This window comes from Verrucomicrobiota bacterium (assembly GCA_039027815.1).
Taxonomy (GTDB): Bacteria; Verrucomicrobiota; Verrucomicrobiia; order Verrucomicrobiales; family JBCCJK01; genus JBCCJK01.
Window position 1 is genome coordinate 13,841 of record JBCCJK010000024.1, and the last position, 17,994, is coordinate 31,834.

Here is a 17,994-nt window from a genome sequence, read left to right on the forward strand (position 1 = left end):
AATGTGGACCTCTCTCGACACCTGGACCGTCCTCATCGGAGCCCTCTGCGCCATGGCCTGCGCCCTCCCAGGTTGCCTCCTCCTTCTTCGTAAGATGAGCATGATGGGGGATGCCATCAGCCACGCCGTGCTCCCCGGACTGGCCATCGCTTTCTTCCTGACCGGAGCCCGCGCCAGCTTCGCCATGTTCTTGGGCGCGGCCCTCATCGGAATCTTAACCGCGCTCTTCACCCAATGGATCACCAACTTTGGCAAGGTGGATCGAGGAGCCGCCATGGGGATTGTCTTCACCACCCTCTTCGCCCTGGGGCTCTTGCTCATTGTGCGGGCGGCCGATCACGTCGATCTCCACCCGGATTGTGTCCTCTATGGATCCATCGAACTCGCTCCGCTCGACACCGTATCTTTGGGTGACTTTCCCATCCCGAGAGCCGTCCTCACCCTCGGCGGGGTCCTCCTGTTGAACACCATCGTCATCCTCCTGCTCTTCAAGGAGTTTCGTCTAAGCGCTTTCGATCCCGCGCTGGCCCAGACTTTGGGCCTCCATCCCAGCTTCCTGCACTATCTGCTCATGACGCTGGTCGCCCTCACCACCGTGGCCGCCTTCGAAACGGTCGGCAGCATCATCGTGATCGCCATGTTGATCGTGCCGGCGGCCACCGCCTTCCTCTTGACCCATCGCCTGGGCTTGCTCTTGGTCCTCAGCTTGGGCTTGGGAGTGGCGGCCGCTTTTTTGGGGCACTGGGGAGCCATCACCCTTCCCCCTGCCCTCGGCTTCCCCGGCGCCAGCACCTCGGGCATGATGGCCTTGGCCAGCGGACTGCTCTTTGTCCTCGCTTGGCTCTTTGCTCCCCCAAGTGGGCTTCTGCCGCGGTGGGCTAGGGAGCGGAACGAGCGCCGCTTCCCCCCAACGCCCGAGGTAACCCCTTCGTCCAAGGACCGTCTCTCCTAAACCCTCTTCCGAAACACCATGCCCGTGCTCTTCCCACCCCTTCAAAGCTACGCCGAGGCCCGTCTGGCTGAAGCGGATGGCATGGACTCCCAGCGAATGGAGCGGCTCGGCCAACTAGCCGCCTGGACCGCCTCCACTTCACCAAGTCGCCTCCTTTTCATCTGCACGCACAACAGCCGTCGAAGCCATCTGAGCCAACTCTGGGCTCAAACGGCGGCCGCCTTTCATGACCTGGCCGGCATCCAAGCCTTCTCAGGCGGAACCGAAGCCACGGCCTGCAACCAGCGAACGATTCGCAGCTTTCGCCGGGCGGGCTTTTCGGTCGTCGATTCCACCGGCGGCGACAACCCCCACTACCTCGCGCAATTCTCGGAAGCCCTTCCTCCCCTCAGCTTGTGGTCGAAACCCTACTCTGATCCCAGCAATCCTCGGGAAGGCTTTGCGGCGGTTCTGACCTGTGACCACGCCGCCCAGACTTGCCCGGTCGTGACCGGGGCCAACCAACGTTTCTCGCTCCCCTACCTCGACCCCAAAGTGGCCGATGACACAGCCTCCGAGGAAACCACCTACGACGAGCGCCAAGCCCAAATCGCCCGCGAAATGCTCTTCTTGTTCTCCCTCGTGAAAAGGAAATAACGGTAGCCAGTTGACCCTCGTATCCCTCCCCCTACCCTCCAGCCCGAGCAACCCGAACCCTGAACCCCGAATTCCGAACCTCGACCACCTTTCCCTCATGGAGAACCTCATCATCATCGGAACCGGCTGCGCCGGTTGGACCGCTGCCATCTACGCCGCCCGGGCCGACCTCCATCCCTTGGTCTTGGCTGGAGCCCAGCCCGGAGGCCAACTCACCACCACCACCGAAGTGGAAAACTTCCCCGGCTTTCCCCAGGGAATCATGGGCCCCGAGCTCATGATGAACATGCAAACCCAGGCCACCCACTTTGGCTCACGGGTAGAATACAAGCAGGTCGATCGGGTCGAAAAACAGGCTGACGGCACCTTTCTGGTGCATTGCGGGAGCGAACCGCTTGCGGCCAAAGCCGTCATCGTGGCGACCGGGGCCGCCCCCCGGCATCTTGGCTTGGAAGGCGAGCAAGCGCTCGTAGGGCATGGCCTCACCACCTGCGCGACCTGCGATGGCGCCTTTTATCGAGACGTCCCCGTAGCCGTGGTGGGCGGGGGCGATTCCGCCTGCGAGGAAGCGTCCTTTCTGACCAAGTTCGCCAGTAAGGTCTACCTCATCCATCGACGCGATACCCTGCGAGCCAGTCAAATCATGGCCGACCGGGCCCTCGCCCATGACAAGGTCGAACCCGTCTGGAACACCACGCTCAGCGAGTACATCACCGACAGCGAAGGAGAGGTCACCAGGGTGAAAACGTTGAATACCGTCACGGGAGAAGAGAGCCATCTGGACGTGAAATGCGTCTTCGTCGCCATTGGCCACATTCCGAATACCGGCTTTCTGGATGGCTTCGTCTCACTCGATGAGGAGGGCTACGTTCTACAAGAAGAGCACTCCTCCAAGACAAACGTAGTCGGGCTCTTCGTAGCGGGGGATTGCGCAGACAAAGTCTACCGCCAAGCCATCACCGCAGCGGGCGAAGGCTGCCGAGCCGCCCTGGATGCCGAGCGCTATTTGGCCGAGTTAGAAGACTGATCTGTCTTTGCTCCTCAAAAAGCTTTTTGAAGGGCTCCACCTCCGTAGGGGCCACGCTCGCCCGAAAGGCCGCGGGGCACGCCGTGCCACCTTCCCGGACCGTTTCCCAAGTCGTCACCCTCATACCAAGCTGCAGCATTGGCTGGTAGAATGGCCGAGTGGATTTCGGGCCAGACCAAGGCGCGACGAGGGCGCGGTGCAGGCACCGTAACCGAGGAGCAACGCAGGGCTGGCTCAAAAGACTCCGGCTCTCCCTTCCCCGCGCTTCAACGCCTCTTCCCCACACCACCTCCCCTCCATTCTACCAGTGAATTCTGGAGCTTGGTATAAGGCGAACGGCTTTCGGCCAGGTGCCGGAAAAGATCCTCGGACCTCCTAGGGAGAAGGTGGACCCGACCCGGAAGATCCACTTTCGCACCGAGGGACCCATCGCAAAGCTCCTTGCGAAAGTCCGCCAGAACGTCTACCCATCCGCGAATCCTTTGGCCGGCTTAGCTCAGTTGGTAGAGCAGTTGATTTGTAATCATCAGGTCGTCGGTTCGAGTCCGACAGCCGGCTCCATTTGGCGTTCCCCGTAGTTTTGGGGATTTGGGTGCAAACTCCCTGATTCTGAGGCAGTCCCAGACGAAGATTTTTGACAGTCGCTGACAGCCAAAGACGGAGAATGACCGCTTTGGCCGGATTCGAGTGCGTCAAGAGGTGAGTTCTCCGGTGCGTTTTTCTTTAGGAATCCGGGGATCTTGTTGATGGATTCCGCCAAGGGCAGAGCATTCGCGTAGACGTAGCGATCGAGCGTCAACTTGGGGTCGCTTTGACGCATTGCCCGCATCGAGGTGGGCACAGAAGTATTGGCCTTTGCGAGACCCGTTCCAAAGGTATGACGGAGCGAGTGGAAATCGAAGACCTCTCCGCAGTCGTCCTTGTAGGGAACTCCGGCCGCAGCCAGGTCCCTCTTCCAGTATCGAGTTCGCGGCTCGATCTGGAGGATATTTTCCCCCATGCCTTCGTGGACTCGCTTCCGCCGTTCGTCCCGGAGAACCTCCACCAAGTCGTGGTGGAGCGGAATCGGTTCCGTTTTCTTGTTCTTCGTCGTCGCGGCGCGAGCCCTCACAAACGGCAGGTCGCCATCGAGACTCAGATCCCTCCACTCCATTTGACGCAGCTCTCCTTTGCGGAGGCCGGTGAAGGCTCCCATGACGTAGGTGAGCCTTCTTTCCGGTGGAGATACTTCGAGCAAACGGTGAAACTCATCTTCGGTTAAGACCCGGCGAACGCGCCGCTCTTTGCCTCGTGTTTCCACCTGCTCGACCCTCGCAAGGGGATTGCTTTCAATTCGTCCTGTCTTGACCAACCAATTCAGGAACGCGTTGAAGGTATTGAGATATTCCGCGAGAGTCTTGGCCGCCTTGTCCCGGTGGGCGTTGCGCCATTCGATGAATTCGTTCGCACGAATGCTTCCGACGGTTTTCCATCCGGTCTCTCTGCACACGGCCAGAACGCTCTTTTCAGAGACGTAGATGTAGTGATCGGATCTTCCCTTCGTTTGCAGATCATCCAGCCAACTTTGCAGCGGCTTGGCGATGGGGCCGTCGAGGGTTTCACGGCAGATCTCTGGCAACTCCAGACCGACCCTTTCTCGCTCTTTCTGCCGGATGAGATCTCTCAACTTCTTTTCAGCGACTTCCTTGCTGCGAACCCCAAGCGACACCGTCGTAGTGGTGAGGTCGCCTTCCAGCCGGTATCTCCCCGAGTAGAACTCAGAAGGGACAGACTTGCCGTTCTTCTTTCGGCGGGGACGGAAGACGAATGCCATGAGTTCACTCCTTCCAAGGGTTGAGGATCATGACCCCAGTAGGAGCAAAGTCGCTGACATTGCGGGTCATTACGTGGAGCCCAATCTGTAAGGCGGTTGCGGCAATGAGTCCGTCGCTAGTATCAATCGTGTGGCCTTGCCGCCGTGCTCGAACTGTCAATTCCCCCCAGATTGTGGCGGTTTCACGGGTCACTGGCAGGACTCGATCCGCGAACATAGCTTCGATATTCTGCAGCCAATCACTCAGCTCCAATTTCTTCCGGGAGGTCCGCAAGGCGAAAATTCCTTTGGTAAGCTCGCCAATCGTGATGGCACTCAGAAACGACTCCTTGCCTTGGAATGCCCTGGCTGCCGCCTTGACCTTGGGATTGCCCTTCGGGTGCCTGATCTCCGAAATGACACAGGTATCGAGCAAGACTCTCATAGCTTCACCTCTCTCATGGGATCTTTGGAGCGTTCGAGGTCAACGCCTTCGAGGCTTGGCCCATTCATGAGGAACTCAATGAAGTCGGGCTTCTTCCCGGTGAGCTTCTCATACTCGTCATTCGAGATCACAACGACCCGATCCCCCCTCCGCTCGACCACTTGCGGGCCTTCGGACAAGGCATTGTTGACTAGTTCGCTGAATCGGTTTTTGGCGTCGGCTAATTTCCAAGGCGTACTCATAACAAGTTAGCTAGATTGGCTAGCATACTTGAGAGTTGCTGCTTGGTCAATCGAGTCCCGCCAGCGCGGTCATCTCGCCCGCTTCCAAAAGCAAAAACCCGGGCCTTTTCAGCCGTCCGGTGTTTCGCCTTCCTTTTCTTCCACCCTCTTCCGAGAGCCGCGCGCTAGGTTTCGGGGGAGAGGAGGTTCTCATCCAATCGCATGAGCTGCCGCTGCCACTGCAGAAGCAGCTGCTCCGCTTCTTCTGGTTGAGAGGCCAAGCGCTCGATGACCCAGCGGGGCGCAATCAGACTGGACTCCACATCCAGCTCTTGGGCGGCGGCATCCCGCACCTTTCGCATCCCCGCCACTCGGCCATCCCAGCCCTTGTCTTTCGCGAGACGCTTGCCGCGGAGCTTTTCCGGCAATTCCTCCTTCGGAAGACCTTTGACCGGATTGACCAAGGCTTGGATTTGCTTCTTTCTTTGCTCATTGAATCGACGAGGCCACGGCATGGGGCGCCCCTCTTCCAGCGCCAAGCACCAATCGATCAGCCACTGGTTCTGCAAGACTTTGAAGGCTGGCACGTCCCTGGTCCGTGCCTTTCCATCCCTCCAGTTCCAGAGCGCTTCCAGATACCCCAGCCCTCTTCGAGAAAGCTTGCCCGACCCATTGATCCGCCAGGGCTCCCGCCCTTCCTGCATCGGTCGTTCCATGGCTTGCGTCCGAGCCGCCTCACAGGATTCCTGGAACCACTTGGTTCTTCCGGTGTCCTCGAGCTTGCAGAGAAGAAGATCCGCTAGTTCCAGGAGATGCTCGACATCGAGAGCCGCGTAATCGCACATCTCCTGCGGAAGAGGACGCTGGCTCCAATCCTCCCGTTGGGACTTCTTGCAAAACTCCAGATCGAAGCACTCTTCCATGAGCGAGGCCAGCCCAAAACGGCGATACCCCACGAGCCTGGCCGCCACTTGGGTGTCAAACACTTGCCGCGGCACCCAAGAGAAGGCTCGGAGAAAGAGACTGAAGTCATAGTCAGCCCCGTGCATCCAAACCTCCCGCGAGTCGAGAAACGACTTGAGTGCTTCCACATTCTCTATGGAGAAGGGGTCGATCAAAACGATCTCCCCGCCCGCCTTCATCTGGATCAGGCAGAGCTTCTCCTCGTAGCTGTGCATGTTGTCCGCTTCCAAATCGACGGCACAACGCGAGGCATTGGCATGCCGATCCAGCCATTCCATGAGGTCCTCCTGGCTCTCGAGCAGTCGATACGAAGGAACGGGAGGACGCATGAAAACCAGATTCAGCGGGTCCCACCCATGAGGATTTCCGCGTTGGAAGTGGTGTTGGCGATCTTGTGGCTGATTTTCTCCAAAGCTTCGATGGGGGGCAGTTGCGCGAGCTGCTTTCGCAGGAGGGTGATGCGCTGGAACTCGTCCGGGTGATAAAGACGGTCGTCGTTCCGCGTCCCCGACTTCGGGAGATGGATGGCCGGGAACATCCGCTGCTCGGCGAACTCCCGATCCAAATGCAGCTCCATATTCCCCGTGCCTTTGAACTCCTCGAAGATGACCTGATCCATCTTGGACTCGGTCTCGATGAGGGCCGTGGCCAGAATCGTGAGGCTGCCGCCTTCTTCCACATTGCGAGCCGACCCAAAGAATCGCCTCGGCTTCTCCAGGGCTTTGCGATGGATGCCACCTGACATGGTGCCACCTTTGCCGCCTTGGAGAGCATTGAACCCACGCGCCAGACGGGTCAGACTGTCCAGCAGGAGAACCACATCCTTTTTCTGCTCGACCAATCGCTTGGCCCGTTCGCTCACCAACTCAGCTAACTGGATGTGGCGCTTGGGAGATTCATCAAAGGTGGAGCTGAAGACCTGAGCATCGACCGCTTCTTGAAAATCGGTCACCTCCTCAGGACGTTCGTCCAACAAAAGAACTATCAGTTCCACTTCCGGGTAATTCTCGTGAAGAGACCGAGCGATCTCCTTCAGCAGGATCGTCTTGCCTCCCCGAGGTGGCGCAGCAATCAAGCCGCGCTGTCCCATGCCGAGCGGAGCGACCAAATCGACCAAACGAGGAGCAATGGTGGGCACGGCGCGATTTTCCAATATCAGTCGCTGATCAGGAAACAGGGCGGTCAGCTTTTCGAAAGGTCTGCTGGGAGCATGGCCCTCCACGGCGCTGCCCTCGATTTCGAGGACGGTCTCAGCTGGTATGAATTTATCACGATTGCGTGGCTTACGAAGCACCACCTTGAGGCGACTGCCATAGCGCAGTCCAAATTCGCGCACCAAGCTAGTATGGACGTAAATGTCGTCCGGAAGCGGCTTGAGACTGAACTCGGGATAACGGAGGTAACCAAAGTTCTCCTTTTGAAGATCGAGCAAGCCTTCGGCTTCCACCCGGACATCATTCCGGACGTAAAAGCTGGCTAACTGATGGATCAGTTGGTGCTTGCCTCTCCCATTGAGTCGGAGATTGAGCTCGACGGCTAGCTGGAGGAGCTCTGCGGCCGGACGCGCGTGCAGCTCATTGATACTGACCAGCTCGGGAAGAGGTGGCCGGTCGTTCTCTGGCTCTTTGCTCTCCACCGCCACCGCTTGGGTGCCTTCTTCCGATGGAAGAGGGCTGCTCGGCGCAGGATCTTTTGGCTCGCTCATGATGAAGGATCGTTTCTGAAAAATAGCTCCGCTTGTCGGTCAAGTTGCCTCGTCGTCCCGTCGTTCCAAATCACCCGGTGGGCGGCCTTGACCTTTTTTGTAAAAGGAAACTGGGAGTCCAAGATCAAGCCAGCGATGTCTTCCGGGATTCCCCGGCCCTGGAGACGGAGAATCTGGGTGGAGGGCGATGCGGCGACCACGACCACTTTGACGCCGGGGAGGTGAATAGCCGCCTCATAGTAAAGCGGGATATCCGCCAGAAACGGCGAGCTAGCTTGGGAGGCTAAGTAGCCTTCGATGGCTTTTTTGCAATCCTCAATTACGCGGGGATGCAAAATCGCTTCTAGGCGGCCTCGCCGCTTGGGATCGCCAAAGATGAGTTCACGGATCCGTTCTCGCTTGGGAACCCCACTCTCAAAGACCTCTTCTCCCTCAAAAACCGCCTCAATCTCTTTCCGCAGGGAAGGCGACTCAAGCCACTGGCGGGCGTTCTCGTCCGCTAGAAAGACCCCTAGTTCAGGCCTGCGCCTTTTCAATCGCTCCAGGAAAGAAGACTTCCCGGAGGCCACTCCTCCGGTCAAAACCCAAACCTCGTTTCCTTCAGGCATTTACTTGAAAACAAACGGGCGGGGCAATCTGCCCCGCCCGTCAAAATGATCGAGTCCTTCCTCTTAATCTACTATCAAAAGCCGCTTGTGGGAACAGATGGTAGAAGTGCACTGGCCGCTGGACCGCCCAGACCATTGAGGCCGCTATCGACGGCCGCACTCGTTTCATTGACAGGTCTGCCAGAGGGATCAATCAACTCGGCCGTCACGAAGATCATGAGGTTTCGGCGGAGTTTGTTTTCGACCCGGCTGCGGAAGAGGCGACCCAGAATCGGGACATCTCCCAGCACCGGCACCTTGTCCTCCACTTTTTGGACGTCTTCACGGATTAAGCCCCCGATCCCGACCGTCTGGCCGTCCCAAACGGTCACTGAAGTCTGCACTCTACGAGTCCCGAAGACAGGTTGAAGAATGCGGTTTTCGGTGATGATGGTGGAGGTCGAGTTTCCAAAAACGTCCGTTCCGGGAGCAGAAATGGGGGTGCCGTAGTTAATGAAGCCATCGAATTCAATCACTTCAGGAGCGAGGTTGAGATCGATGGTGTAGCCATTGCCTCCCACCACCGGATCCACTTCCAGGGTCACTCCGATGTTCTTGTTCACAAAGGCAGTGGGGTTAGCCGGTGTCACCGGGAATCCAGAGCTCGAGGCGTTGCCAGTAACGAGCCCCGTGATGGGATCTGTCACCAACGTCTCCGTTCCAGTCAAACCAACTCGGTCGGGAAGTTCAGGTGGGTCATATTCCGAAGGATACCAGAATTCCCGAATGACCTCGATTTTAGCTCGTTGGCCACTCTTGGTCGTGACGCTGGGTGCCGACATGAAATCGGTTCCTTTCTTCTGGTCGAGGGCGCGGATGACCAGTTGGAATTGAGGATCCGTGAAGATCCCCGTGAGAGAGAGCAAGCCTGGAGCGGCTGTTTGGATGGCTGCGGCGGAAGCAGAACCTCCCAGGACGGCATCGAGCGCTCCTCGCGAAATGCCAAAGTCGCCAGACCGAAGTCCTGAGGTCACTGGATTGGTCTGGCCAAGTCCTGTGACCGTCGGGAAATTACTACTTTGATCACCGTTGAGGAGCGGCACGCCCGTTCCTTCCGTGCCCCCGCTGATCTGAATGCCGTCTTCGGCCACTCCAAATGGACCGACTCCAAAGCTTCCCAGAAGCCAGTTGAACCCCAGCTCGTTTTCATCTTCCTGTTGGACCTCGATGAACTTGGAGGAGATGGCCACTTGGTTGGGTGCTTTCAGCCGGACACTGTCCACCAAGATTTCGATTAACTCCATGGCGGCTTGGGTATTACGAACCGTTAAAGTGGAGTTGCCTGGATTGAAGACAGCACTGGACCCATCCCCAAAGGGAACACCGGCTTGACTGAGTGCCTCCCTCGCGTTCGGCCGAGCTTCGATTCCTCCGCCAGAGTCGCCGCCGCCAGCGGCAAAGGGGTCAAAAGCTCCCCCACTCGAACCACCTCCGCCGGAGGCCGCGATTGATTCCAAAAAGTCAGGTGGAACGCGGAAGACCTTTTGATACATGTCCCCACTGGTATCGCTCTGGGGCACCACCACCACGGCGAAGGGCTCGATCTTGTATTTCAAGCCAGCCCCTTCGCAGACATAGCGGAGGGCTTCAATGAGCGGCACATTCCGAAGTTGATTGATGCTGACGGTCGGAATGGAGTTGCCAACGTTGCCGCCGCCGCCCAAGCCGCCGAAATCTCCACCCAGGCCGCCCAAGCCCAGGTCGTCCCCACCGCCACTGGGGGCGGCTGCCGCCCCTCCGCCGCTGGGCAACTGGAGAATGAAATTGACCCCTTTCTTGGTGGGATCACTTTCCAAAGTGTCATTCTCGATGCTTTGGAGCCTCAGAAATTCAAGCGCCTCATCCACTGGGGTATCGATGAAGGAAACGACGGGCAGATTGATTTCTTTGAGCTTGGTCTCGATGTAAGCCCGTCCATCCGAGGCAGGGTCAAGTCCTGGGTCCACTCCCAAGCCCAAATCGGTAGCCAGGGGAACACTCGTCTCCCATCCCTCGTCGACCATTCGCAGCATGCGAGCCCGGGTATGGTCGTAGGCAGATTGGTAGTAATCTGAGCGGATGGTTTCGACTCGCTCCAGGCCGTTGCGGGCCGCTTTGTTGTAAGGATCGATCCGGAGCACCGAGTTGTAAACGTCCTCCGCTTTGTCATACTCCCCTAGTTCATAGTGACTGTAGGCCAGGTTGAGGAGGCGGTTCACCTCTGCGATGTCCTCTCCCAGCTGCGGGGTAGCCGCCACGGGGTATCTTTCGGGGTCGTCTAAATCCGATAAGAGCTTCTTGGCTTTCTCGTTGTCCGGGTCGGCTGCCAAGACATCGTTCAAAACGGACTTGGCCTCAGCGTAACGATAGGCGTCTGCCAGCTCTTGGGCATAACAAATTCCAGCCTTGCTGTATTCATCGACGATCTTGCTGCGCAATTTGTCGGTAGCGGGGGCTTGAGGAAGGACTTCCAAGGCCTCTCCCAGCTTGGCAAAAGCCAGCTCACAATTGCCGTCATTGTAGGCTCGGATCCCTTCGGCGCGGAGCTCTTCTGCCTCCCGAAGACGAGCCTGCTTCTGGGCCCGGGCTCGCTCCGCAATGGCGCTGCCAGGCGAGCCATTTTTTCCAGAGTAACCGGACTTTCCGGAGTAGTCACTCTCTCCAGCACTCGCAAGCGATCCTGCGAAGAGCGCCATGGCGAGAGAGGTGAGCGACCCGAAACGAATGACTTTGAAAGCAGTGGGGGGGAGGGATTTGGTCATGCCGAGGTGGTATGCGGTTGATGTGAAGTCGGTTTGGGTAGAGCCTCAGGAATGGCGAGGCAACAAAAAATAGAGAAGGGGCGGAGAAATTTCGAGGAAGGACGGGCGGCTTAGAATGCTGGGGTTCTGGGGAAAGGAAAAGGAGAAAACGTGGAGTGCGCTTCGGGTCAGCCCTGGGCGGGGAGCACCACGAACTCAGCCGACTCTCCCGTTTCTGGGTTGTCGAAGGCCAGCTCAGCCCCTTCGGGAGTGATTTTTTTCAGGAGGAAGGTGGGGCTGTTTTCCATCGGGATGGTGAAAGTCTGCCCTTCGGCAATGGGTCCGATTTCCTGGCCATCAATGAGATACTGAAAGACGGCAAATTCGGGAGAAGCGGCCACTTTTTGGCCCTTGGGCAGCTTGAGCTCTGCGTGCCGAGGAAAGGCCCCTTCCGGGTAATCGGCCGGAAAGATTCGCTCAAGAGTCGCGACGTCTTGCTCCTGGCCGTCAAAGATCTCCTTCTCGACCTTCACGAAAGTCCACTCGGGAACAAACTTCCAAGCAGCCTGTTGACCGCGTCGCGGAAAGGTATCTCCCGGCTTTAAAAATCCGGTAACGGGATTCCGCTGGAACCAGACCTCCGCTTTGAATTGGAAGATGCTCCCGGCAATGGAGGCCAGCTCCAAGGAAAGATTCGGACGGACGACCTTTTCCAAAACCAGCTTTTCCCAGTTCGGTGGATGGCTGGTCTCGTCACGAGGGTCCGTCTGACCGAGGAACTCTTCCTGGTTGGTGAACCCATCCCCATCCAAGTCTTCTTGCAGGATGGACCCCTCGAGAAAATCGAGCTGATTTGCCTCAAACCAGCTCAGGGGAATCGACTCGCCGGCAATCGGGAAAGAACTGGGCACAAGGACCTTGAGAGAACCTCCCGCATCCACCATGACCCGCTGAGAGCTGAACAGATAGAGCTCCATCTCATCCTGCTCCGACCACGACCATTGTGAGGGGGCCTGCACGCTCTGGATGGTGTCTTTGGTCTCTTGGATGGGGATGGGCGGCATTTCATCGCTGGGCGAGACCGCACGGCCTCCCAAACGCTCCCCAAAGGCGAGGGTATTTTTGGCCAGCAGTCCTCCCACCACCAAAAGCGCCACGAGCGCGATGCCTAAGGAGAGCTTGTCGTAAGTTTTCTTGAGATCCATCGCAGTTGCCAATCAGTTTTCGCTGGTTTCTTCTTCGGGGAAGAACACGAGATCAATCAGGAGCGAGGCAATCACCTCTTCGTTGCCGAGCAGAATCTTGCCGCGACGATCCTCCCCTTCCCGGGTGCTCAGTTTCGCATCCTCTGTCTTGGGCCCTTCCTTCTCGGCATTCTCAATGCGGAGCGCCCGGACCACAAAAAAGTAATTCGGCGAACTCGCGAGATCGTTCAGCACCCCCTGAAGCGCTGCCTCCGACCCTTGGAAGGCCATCTGAAAGGGCATGGATTGCGAAATCGTGTCTTCTGATGGGAGGGCTCGTTCATCGAAATCCTCATCGCCATACTGGGGGGCTTCACCGAAACCGCGCCCCTTTTCGGGAGGGATCTCTTCTCGGCTAAATGAGAGGAGCTCGGAGATTTGGTTGCCCGCCAAAGTGGCGAGCACTTCCTGAATGGCCTCTGCTTGGTAGAGCAAGAAGGGAACCGCCTCTTGGGTCGGCGCCACGCTTTGGTATTTGTCCATCCCGTAGTAGAAAGACTCGACCTCTTCGAGCGACACTCCGGCTGCTTCCAGCTCCGCGACGCTTCCTTCGACCAAGCCTCTCAATCGGCTCTGAAATTGGGACAGCAAGACATCGTAGACCGGGGGCTGGTAGTCTGAAACCACCGCCTTGAGTTCTTCTACTACCTTGGCGTATTCCTGGGCGCTCTCTTCCATCTCATCCAGGTTTTCCTGATTCGGAAAAGGCTTGCCACGTTCTAAGCGGGTTTTGCTGGAAAGCTCTCTTTCATAGAGCTCCTGCGCTTCCTTGTGTTGGCTGCTGGTTTGGAGCCATCCATAGACCCCACCGGCTAGGACCAATCCCAGAAGGATCAGGTAGACAGTCAAAAATTTGTTCTCTTTCAAATCGGTGGGTAGGCTTCAGTTGAGAGAAATCGGCTTGGCCAGAGGCAGGTCTAGTTGGAACATCGAGGCAAAGGCTTCGTCCGATGGAACATCAAGCCGCAGAATGACTCGGTTTCTCAAATCCTCTGGAGTGAATTCAGAAATGGCGAAAACCTCGGACCCTTGGAGTTTTTCCACCAGGGAATCGATAAGCGCTTGGGACTGCTCGTTTTCGCGGTACAGGCCCACGATCCGGATGCTGGCAATCTGGGGTTCGGCTGGGGGCCCAAATTGACCCGGGGGCGGTCCTCCTTCCGGCTGCGCGGCTTCGGCGAACTCGACCCCATCTCCGAGCGCATCCAAGACGGGGCTTCCATCGATTACGGGAGCGAAATCAACCGTCCATTGAGAAGGATCGGCGAAGAGATCTTGCAAGGCGCTCAGGATTTCGATCCACTGGGTGCGGGCGTTGGTGAGCGAGGTGTATTCCCCCTGAACCTTGGAGAGATCATCGATCCTTCTCTCCACCTGATTGATGCTGCGGTCATAGCGCCGCAGCTCGGACAAGGGCGCGTCCATTTCAGCGGTCGCCTCTTTATAAATGCGGGCGGCATTCAAGTGGTAGGCTGCCACAGACCCAAAGAGCACGACCAAGCAAACAAGAGCTGCGATGAGGTTCGGTTTGCGCTTGGCCAAGTCTTTCCTGGCCTCCACTTTCTGGGGAAGAAGAGCGATCTTGATGGAGCCCTTGCCCTGAGCGGCCAGAGCCAAGCCCACGTGATCTCCCAGCAAGTGGGCTTTGGAGCTAATGAGGTCGGCCTGGACTCCCTTGCCTAAACTGACCGCTTGGAGGGAGTTCGAGAACTCCACCGGCAGGCCAGACTTTTCCTGCAGGAACTCCGCCGTGTAGGGCAAGGCCACGCCCCCACCACAGAGAATGATCTTGGCGGGCAGCGCCCCGCCTTGTTGGCCGCGGTAGTGATTATTGGTTCGCGTGATTTCTGCTTGGAGACGACCCATCGCATTGCGGATGATCTTGGCCATGGCGGCCACCTGTGGATCATTTGGTTCTTCATAGGCCCCTCCTAGAGAAACCATTCCTTGAGAGACCTTGAGAGCCTCGGCCTCGGCCACGGAGAGATCGAGCTCCTTGGCAATGGCCGCCGTGACACTCCCTCCAGAAAAGGTCGTCGTGCGGGCGAAGACGGAGTCCCCTTGGGCATAGATCAAGTTGGTGGCACGCGCGCCGATCTCCACCAACAACACCGGCTCTTGCTCGGCGGGATGGCTGAAACGGTAGGCGTTGTAGAGAGCTTGGGCGGAGGACTGCGCCATCTCCGTGACGAGGCCTGCGTCTTCCACCGCTTCATTGAGTTCGCTCAGCTGATCGTGCTTGATCGCGACCAGCATGGCTTCCTGCTGCCCACCGGCGGAGCGCTCCAAGATATGATAACCCCAAGCCACTTCTTCCAAGGGGAAGGGAATGTTCTGTTGGGCTTCAAATTCGACAATCTCCTCCGCTTGATCGTCGCCGATCGGAGGCAGCTTGACGAATTTGATGAGCGGGATCTGCCCACCAATCACGAGATAGACCTCTTGCCCTTTGGCTTTCAGGCCTTCGGTCAGCTCTTGCACGGCCAATCGGGTCTGAGCCATGCGGGCGGCCTCGGAAGCGGGGTCGGGAGCCAATTCCGATTCTTGGTAGCCCGCCAGGATGAGCCCTTTCTTCGCGGGCAGGAATTTGGCCATGCTGACCACCTGGGAGCCCAAGCTGAGGGTGTAGACCGCTTTCTTCGATGCCATGTGTTCTTACCTAGATTTTGTGACCAGTGTTTGAGGATCCGGGGCCCTTTTTGACAATTTACTCGGCTCCTCCCGAGCCAGCTTCCTCTGCGTAGTAATCCCACCACATGGGGGCGAAGGGCGTGTCTTTTCTCGCTCGAATGACCGTGAACTTCTCAATGAGCGGACTGTCCACCTTCCACCAGTGGCTCTCAGGATCTTCTTTGCGCAGGCGCTTGGGACCGCCCTCGCCCGCCATGTCCAAGATGGTCCCCTCCGAGACCACTTCGATCGCATACCAATTGACCACCTTCTTCCCGGGATCCCGGTCGCCCGACATCAATTCAAGGTCGTTGGGCGAAATGAAGGCCCCCACTCGGATGGTTTCGCCAAAGCGCACATTGACATAATCGACCTCCCCGGAAAGGACCGCGATTTTTCCAGTCTCCGAATTTTTTTCGAGAGCCACGTGGAAGTTGACCTGCAAACTCGGATGAAAGGGCGAGCGGTTTTCCCGGTCGGCCGAGCGAATTTCCAATTCGGACTCAATCAAAACCCACTCCCGTGTTCCCGAATCCCGCCGGGTGATGGTCCCGCCTTCATACTCAGGCGTGCGCGCTTCCAGAATCTCGACGCTATCGATTTTCGCGGCGATGGCCGCGTTTGCCTCCTGTGCGGCGAGAGGCCCGGCTTGGCAAAATGCCCAGGCGACACAGGCCGCGGCCAAGCGGCCCCTTCCAGAAAAGGGAAAACGAACTGAGGGGGTCATGATCGGGTAGGGAGTCAAACAGCGTCCCTGACAATCGTCAAACTGCTCTTTGCGTAAATTTCTTCCGCGGAGCCGGAGGCTACCTCGCGCCTGAGCCAAAGAGGACCACGGGCAGAGTTTGCAGGAGGATCTTGAGATCGAGCCAGATCGACCAGTTGTCGATGTATTGGAGGTCGAGCCGGACCCAGTCCTCAAAGTCGCTAATCTGATTGCGCCCGCTGACCTGCCAAATGCAAGTGATGCCAGGTTTCATGCTCAGTCTTCGGCGATGGGAGGAATTTTCGATTTGCTCGACTTCGTAGACGGGCAGCGGGCGCGGCCCCACCAGACTCATCTCTCCGCGGACCACGTTCAGGAGCTGCGGCAGCTCGTCGATGCTGAACCGACGAAGAAAGGCGCCAAACGGAAAAACCCGCGGGTCCTTCTCGAGCTTGAAAACGGGGCCCGACATCTCATTGGCCTGCAAAAGCTCCCGCTTCTTCTCCTCGGCGTCCACACTCATGGTCCGGAATTTAAGAATGGTGAACGGTTTTCCGTGTCGCCCCCCCCGCATTTGGTGAAAAAAAACCGGACCGGGTGAAGACAGTTTGATCCCGACGATTGCAAGCGCCCAAAGGGGGAAGCTCAGAAGGAGGACGAGGGCCGCCCCGGATCGATCCAGAAATTCCTTCAGCAGGAGGGCCCAAGAGGTCTCGGGCGTGGTGCGGAAGACAATCATGGGCCGACCGCCAAAGGTATCAAACCGCGCCTCGGCCAGGCTGGTATTGATGAAATCCGCCGAGACCCAGGACTCCACGCCCTCGTCCTCGCAAGCCAAAATGGCTTGCTCGATCTGGGCGAAGTTCAAATGGGCGGGTGCGAAGACCACTCGCTGGACCGAGTGCTCGTGGAGCAGCTTCAAAAACTCCTCCAGGGGTCGCTCAGAAATATCGAAGCGCTCTACCACCTCCGCGATCTGCATCTGAACTGCATCGAGCTTCTTCTCCAAGCGAGCGACATCGTCCTCCGTGCCCACCAGGAGCAGCCGCTCCTTTTGATTCGAATCTCGCAGCCGCCGAATCACCGAACGCTTCACCAGTTCTTCCTTGGCCAAAAGCAGCAGACCGGCCGTGGGAATGAACAGCAGCAGCACGGAGCGACTTTCGGGAGCCCACTTCAAAAAAATGACACAAGCGCCCACAATGGCGGACATCACCAGCAGCGCCTGGGTCATCTGCCGCAAGGAGCGGACGGAATCCTTCTGGAGAGGGTCTCGGTAGTAGCCATACAGCTCCAAAACGAGGGGCGTGAAGGGCACGGTGATGGCCGGAATCCACATCAATTCCCGCAGCGGAGGCACCGGTCGGACATTGAAAGAAAGGATGGAATCAAACCATTCAGGCAAGGCCGCGCGCAGGAAGTAGCAGGTGAAGAATGCCAGCGCGATAAGGGCGCCATCCATCAGCTGATTGATTTGGAGATTGATCTCTTGTTGCCGTCCGAGCATGGTCGCTGCCTCAAATGCCCCATCCTCTTAGGAACAGGGAGGCGCACTCTTTTCCAGAGATGAGCAGGAAGCCAGAAAATTCGTCTCAGAAGATCCCCTCGCAAGGCTCTGTGGTGGCCACCGCTCACAGCGCCGCCTGCCTGGCCCGGCTGAAAGAGTTGTCCTCGGCCAAAGAAAGCGTGCCTTTCGACTTTCTCGAGCTTCGCGCCGATTTCCTGCCCTCCCCTATTCCCAGCGCACCGAGACCGCTTTTGGCGACCGTTCGCCATCCCAGTGAAGGCGGCAACCCGGCCCTCACCGATCAGGATCGTCGGGAAAGGGTCCAAGGCTGCCTCCGCCTGGCCGATCTCTTCGACGTCGAGCTCGCGCGAGGGGAGCGGCATCCGGAAGTCCTCCAGCATCCGAGACGGGCTGACTTCATCGCCATCGCCTCCTTTCACGACTTCGAAGGCATGCCAGCCATCGATCAGCTACAAGAAAAAATCGAGCAAGCGAGGGAACGGGGCTTCGACCTGGCCAAGTTCGCGGTCACGCCAAAAAACCACTACCAGCTCGCCGATCTCGTCGAACTCCTCCAAACTAGCCCCCTCCCCCTAGCCCTCATGGGCATGGGACCCCTCGGGCCGATTTCCCGGGTCGTCCTGGGCCAGGCCGGAAGTGTTCTCAACTACGGCTACCTCAACCGACCGAACGCCCCCGGCCAGCTCCCAGCTGCCGAACTCCACCGCCTCCTCGCCACCCTGAAACGCGAAACCTGAA

16 protein-coding genes and 1 tRNA gene are annotated in these 17,994 nt (G+C 58.1%); 5 read left to right on the forward strand and 12 right to left on the reverse strand.

What is annotated here, in order from left to right:
• Position 1 precedes the first annotated feature (1 nt).
• The 4 genes from AAF555_07865 to AAF555_07880 all read left to right on the forward strand — a co-directional run bounded on the left by AAF555_07865 (position 2) and on the right by AAF555_07880 (position 3,176).
• The gene (locus tag AAF555_07865) at positions 2-952 is read left to right on the forward strand and encodes a metal ABC transporter permease (protein ID MEM6911487.1); all 951 of its coding nucleotides are present in this window, start codon (positions 2-4) and stop codon (positions 950-952) included.
• An 18-nt stretch (positions 953-970) separates the two neighbouring features.
• A complete protein-coding gene (locus tag AAF555_07870) occupies positions 971-1,588 on the forward strand; it encodes a protein-tyrosine-phosphatase (protein ID MEM6911488.1) in 618 nt (205 codons plus the stop codon).
• Positions 1,589-1,685: 97 nt separating this feature from the next.
• Positions 1,686-2,615, forward strand: a complete 930-nt coding sequence (gene trxB, locus AAF555_07875) for a thioredoxin-disulfide reductase (protein MEM6911489.1) — start codon at positions 1,686-1,688, stop codon at positions 2,613-2,615.
• A gap of 485 nt (positions 2,616-3,100) precedes the next feature.
• Positions 3,101-3,176: transfer RNA gene (locus AAF555_07880), tRNA-Thr, on the forward strand.
• Here AAF555_07880 and AAF555_07885 read toward each other — a convergent pair.
• The 12 genes from AAF555_07885 to AAF555_07940 all read right to left on the reverse strand — a co-directional run bounded on the left by AAF555_07885 (position 3,142) and on the right by AAF555_07940 (position 17,235).
• Positions 3,142-4,428 (reverse strand): site-specific integrase, encoded by a 1,287-nt coding sequence (locus AAF555_07885; protein MEM6911490.1) that lies wholly within the window; start codon positions 4,426-4,428, stop codon positions 3,142-3,144. The genes AAF555_07880 and AAF555_07885 overlap by 35 nt on opposite strands.
• Positions 4,429-4,432: 4 nt before the next feature.
• Positions 4,433-4,852: a type II toxin-antitoxin system VapC family toxin gene (locus AAF555_07890; protein ID MEM6911491.1), complete on the reverse strand. Its 420-nt coding sequence runs from the start codon at positions 4,850-4,852 to the stop codon at positions 4,433-4,435.
• Positions 4,849-5,094: a type II toxin-antitoxin system prevent-host-death family antitoxin gene (locus AAF555_07895; protein MEM6911492.1), complete on the reverse strand. Its 246-nt coding sequence runs from the start codon at positions 5,092-5,094 to the stop codon at positions 4,849-4,851. The genes AAF555_07890 and AAF555_07895 overlap by 4 nt, the downstream gene beginning before the upstream one ends.
• Positions 5,095-5,258: 164 nt before the next feature.
• Positions 5,259-6,365 carry a ribonuclease D gene (locus tag AAF555_07900; GenBank protein MEM6911493.1) on the reverse strand — a complete coding sequence of 369 codons (1,107 nt, stop codon included), beginning with the start codon at positions 6,363-6,365 and terminating at the stop codon, positions 5,259-5,261.
• Between the two features lie 11 nt (positions 6,366-6,376).
• Positions 6,377-7,741 (reverse strand): transcription termination factor Rho, encoded by a 1,365-nt coding sequence (rho, locus tag AAF555_07905; protein MEM6911494.1) that lies wholly within the window; start codon positions 7,739-7,741, stop codon positions 6,377-6,379.
• A complete protein-coding gene (coaE, locus tag AAF555_07910; GenBank protein ID MEM6911495.1) occupies positions 7,738-8,349 on the reverse strand; it encodes a dephospho-CoA kinase in 612 nt (203 codons plus the stop codon). Before coaE ends, rho begins: the two co-directional genes overlap by 4 nt.
• Before the next feature lie 74 nt (positions 8,350-8,423).
• Positions 8,424-11,129: an Amuc_1098 family type IV pilus outer membrane protein gene (locus AAF555_07915; protein ID MEM6911496.1), complete on the reverse strand. Its 2,706-nt coding sequence runs from the start codon at positions 11,127-11,129 to the stop codon at positions 8,424-8,426.
• A 167-nt stretch (positions 11,130-11,296) separates the two neighbouring features.
• Positions 11,297-12,313: an Amuc_1099 family pilus-like system protein gene (locus AAF555_07920; protein MEM6911497.1), complete on the reverse strand. Its 1,017-nt coding sequence runs from the start codon at positions 12,311-12,313 to the stop codon at positions 11,297-11,299.
• Between the two features lie 12 nt (positions 12,314-12,325).
• Positions 12,326-13,201 carry a hypothetical protein gene (locus AAF555_07925; protein MEM6911498.1) on the reverse strand — a complete coding sequence of 292 codons (876 nt, stop codon included), beginning with the start codon at positions 13,199-13,201 and terminating at the stop codon, positions 12,326-12,328.
• A gap of 33 nt (positions 13,202-13,234) precedes the next feature.
• On the reverse strand, positions 13,235-15,001 hold the full coding sequence (gene pilM, locus AAF555_07930) for a pilus assembly protein PilM (GenBank protein MEM6911499.1): 1,767 nt from the start codon (positions 14,999-15,001) through the stop codon (positions 13,235-13,237).
• A 58-nt stretch (positions 15,002-15,059) separates the two neighbouring features.
• The gene (locus tag AAF555_07935) at positions 15,060-15,749 is read right to left on the reverse strand and encodes an Amuc_1102 family pilus-like protein (protein ID MEM6911500.1); all 690 of its coding nucleotides are present in this window, start codon (positions 15,747-15,749) and stop codon (positions 15,060-15,062) included.
• Positions 15,750-15,828: 79 nt separating this feature from the next.
• The gene (locus tag AAF555_07940; protein MEM6911501.1) at positions 15,829-17,235 is read right to left on the reverse strand and encodes a sugar transferase; all 1,407 of its coding nucleotides are present in this window, start codon (positions 17,233-17,235) and stop codon (positions 15,829-15,831) included.
• Positions 17,236-17,348: 113 nt separating this feature from the next.
• Here AAF555_07940 and AAF555_07945 point away from each other — a divergent pair, with 113 nt between their 5' ends.
• Complete coding sequence (locus AAF555_07945) at positions 17,349-17,993, forward strand: type I 3-dehydroquinate dehydratase (protein MEM6911502.1); 645 nt, start codon at positions 17,349-17,351, stop codon at positions 17,991-17,993.
• Position 17,994: the final 1 nt, after the last annotated feature.

What these genes read in the sequence shown, in the direction of transcription:
- AAF555_07865 (MEM6911487.1), top strand. Translation starts at nt 2, where the DNA reads ATGTGGACCTCTCTCGACACCTGGACCGTCCTCATCGGAGCCCTCTGC.
- AAF555_07870 (MEM6911488.1), top strand. Translation starts at nt 971, where the DNA reads ATGCCCGTGCTCTTCCCACCCCTTCAAAGCTACGCCGAGGCCCGTCTG.
- trxB (MEM6911489.1), top strand. Translation starts at nt 1,686, where the DNA reads ATGGAGAACCTCATCATCATCGGAACCGGCTGCGCCGGTTGGACCGCT.
- AAF555_07885 (MEM6911490.1), bottom strand. Translation starts at nt 4,428, where the DNA reads ATGGCATTCGTCTTCCGTCCCCGCCGAAAGAAGAACGGCAAGTCTGTC.
- AAF555_07890 (MEM6911491.1), bottom strand. Translation starts at nt 4,852, where the DNA reads ATGAGAGTCTTGCTCGATACCTGTGTCATTTCGGAGATCAGGCACCCG.
- AAF555_07895 (MEM6911492.1), bottom strand. Translation starts at nt 5,094, where the DNA reads ATGAGTACGCCTTGGAAATTAGCCGACGCCAAAAACCGATTCAGCGAA.
- AAF555_07900 (MEM6911493.1), bottom strand. Translation starts at nt 6,365, where the DNA reads ATGCGTCCTCCCGTTCCTTCGTATCGACTGCTCGAGAGCCAGGAGGAC.
- rho (MEM6911494.1), bottom strand. Translation starts at nt 7,741, where the DNA reads ATGAGCGAGCCAAAAGATCCTGCGCCGAGCAGCCCTCTTCCATCGGAA.
- coaE (MEM6911495.1), bottom strand. Translation starts at nt 8,349, where the DNA reads ATGCCTGAAGGAAACGAGGTTTGGGTTTTGACCGGAGGAGTGGCCTCC.
- AAF555_07915 (MEM6911496.1), bottom strand. Translation starts at nt 11,129, where the DNA reads ATGACCAAATCCCTCCCCCCCACTGCTTTCAAAGTCATTCGTTTCGGG.
- AAF555_07920 (MEM6911497.1), bottom strand. Translation starts at nt 12,313, where the DNA reads ATGGATCTCAAGAAAACTTACGACAAGCTCTCCTTAGGCATCGCGCTC.
- pilM (MEM6911499.1), bottom strand. Translation starts at nt 15,001, where the DNA reads ATGGCATCGAAGAAAGCGGTCTACACCCTCAGCTTGGGCTCCCAGGTG.
- AAF555_07935 (MEM6911500.1), bottom strand. Translation starts at nt 15,749, where the DNA reads ATGACCCCCTCAGTTCGTTTTCCCTTTTCTGGAAGGGGCCGCTTGGCC.
- AAF555_07940 (MEM6911501.1), bottom strand. Translation starts at nt 17,235, where the DNA reads ATGCTCGGACGGCAACAAGAGATCAATCTCCAAATCAATCAGCTGATG.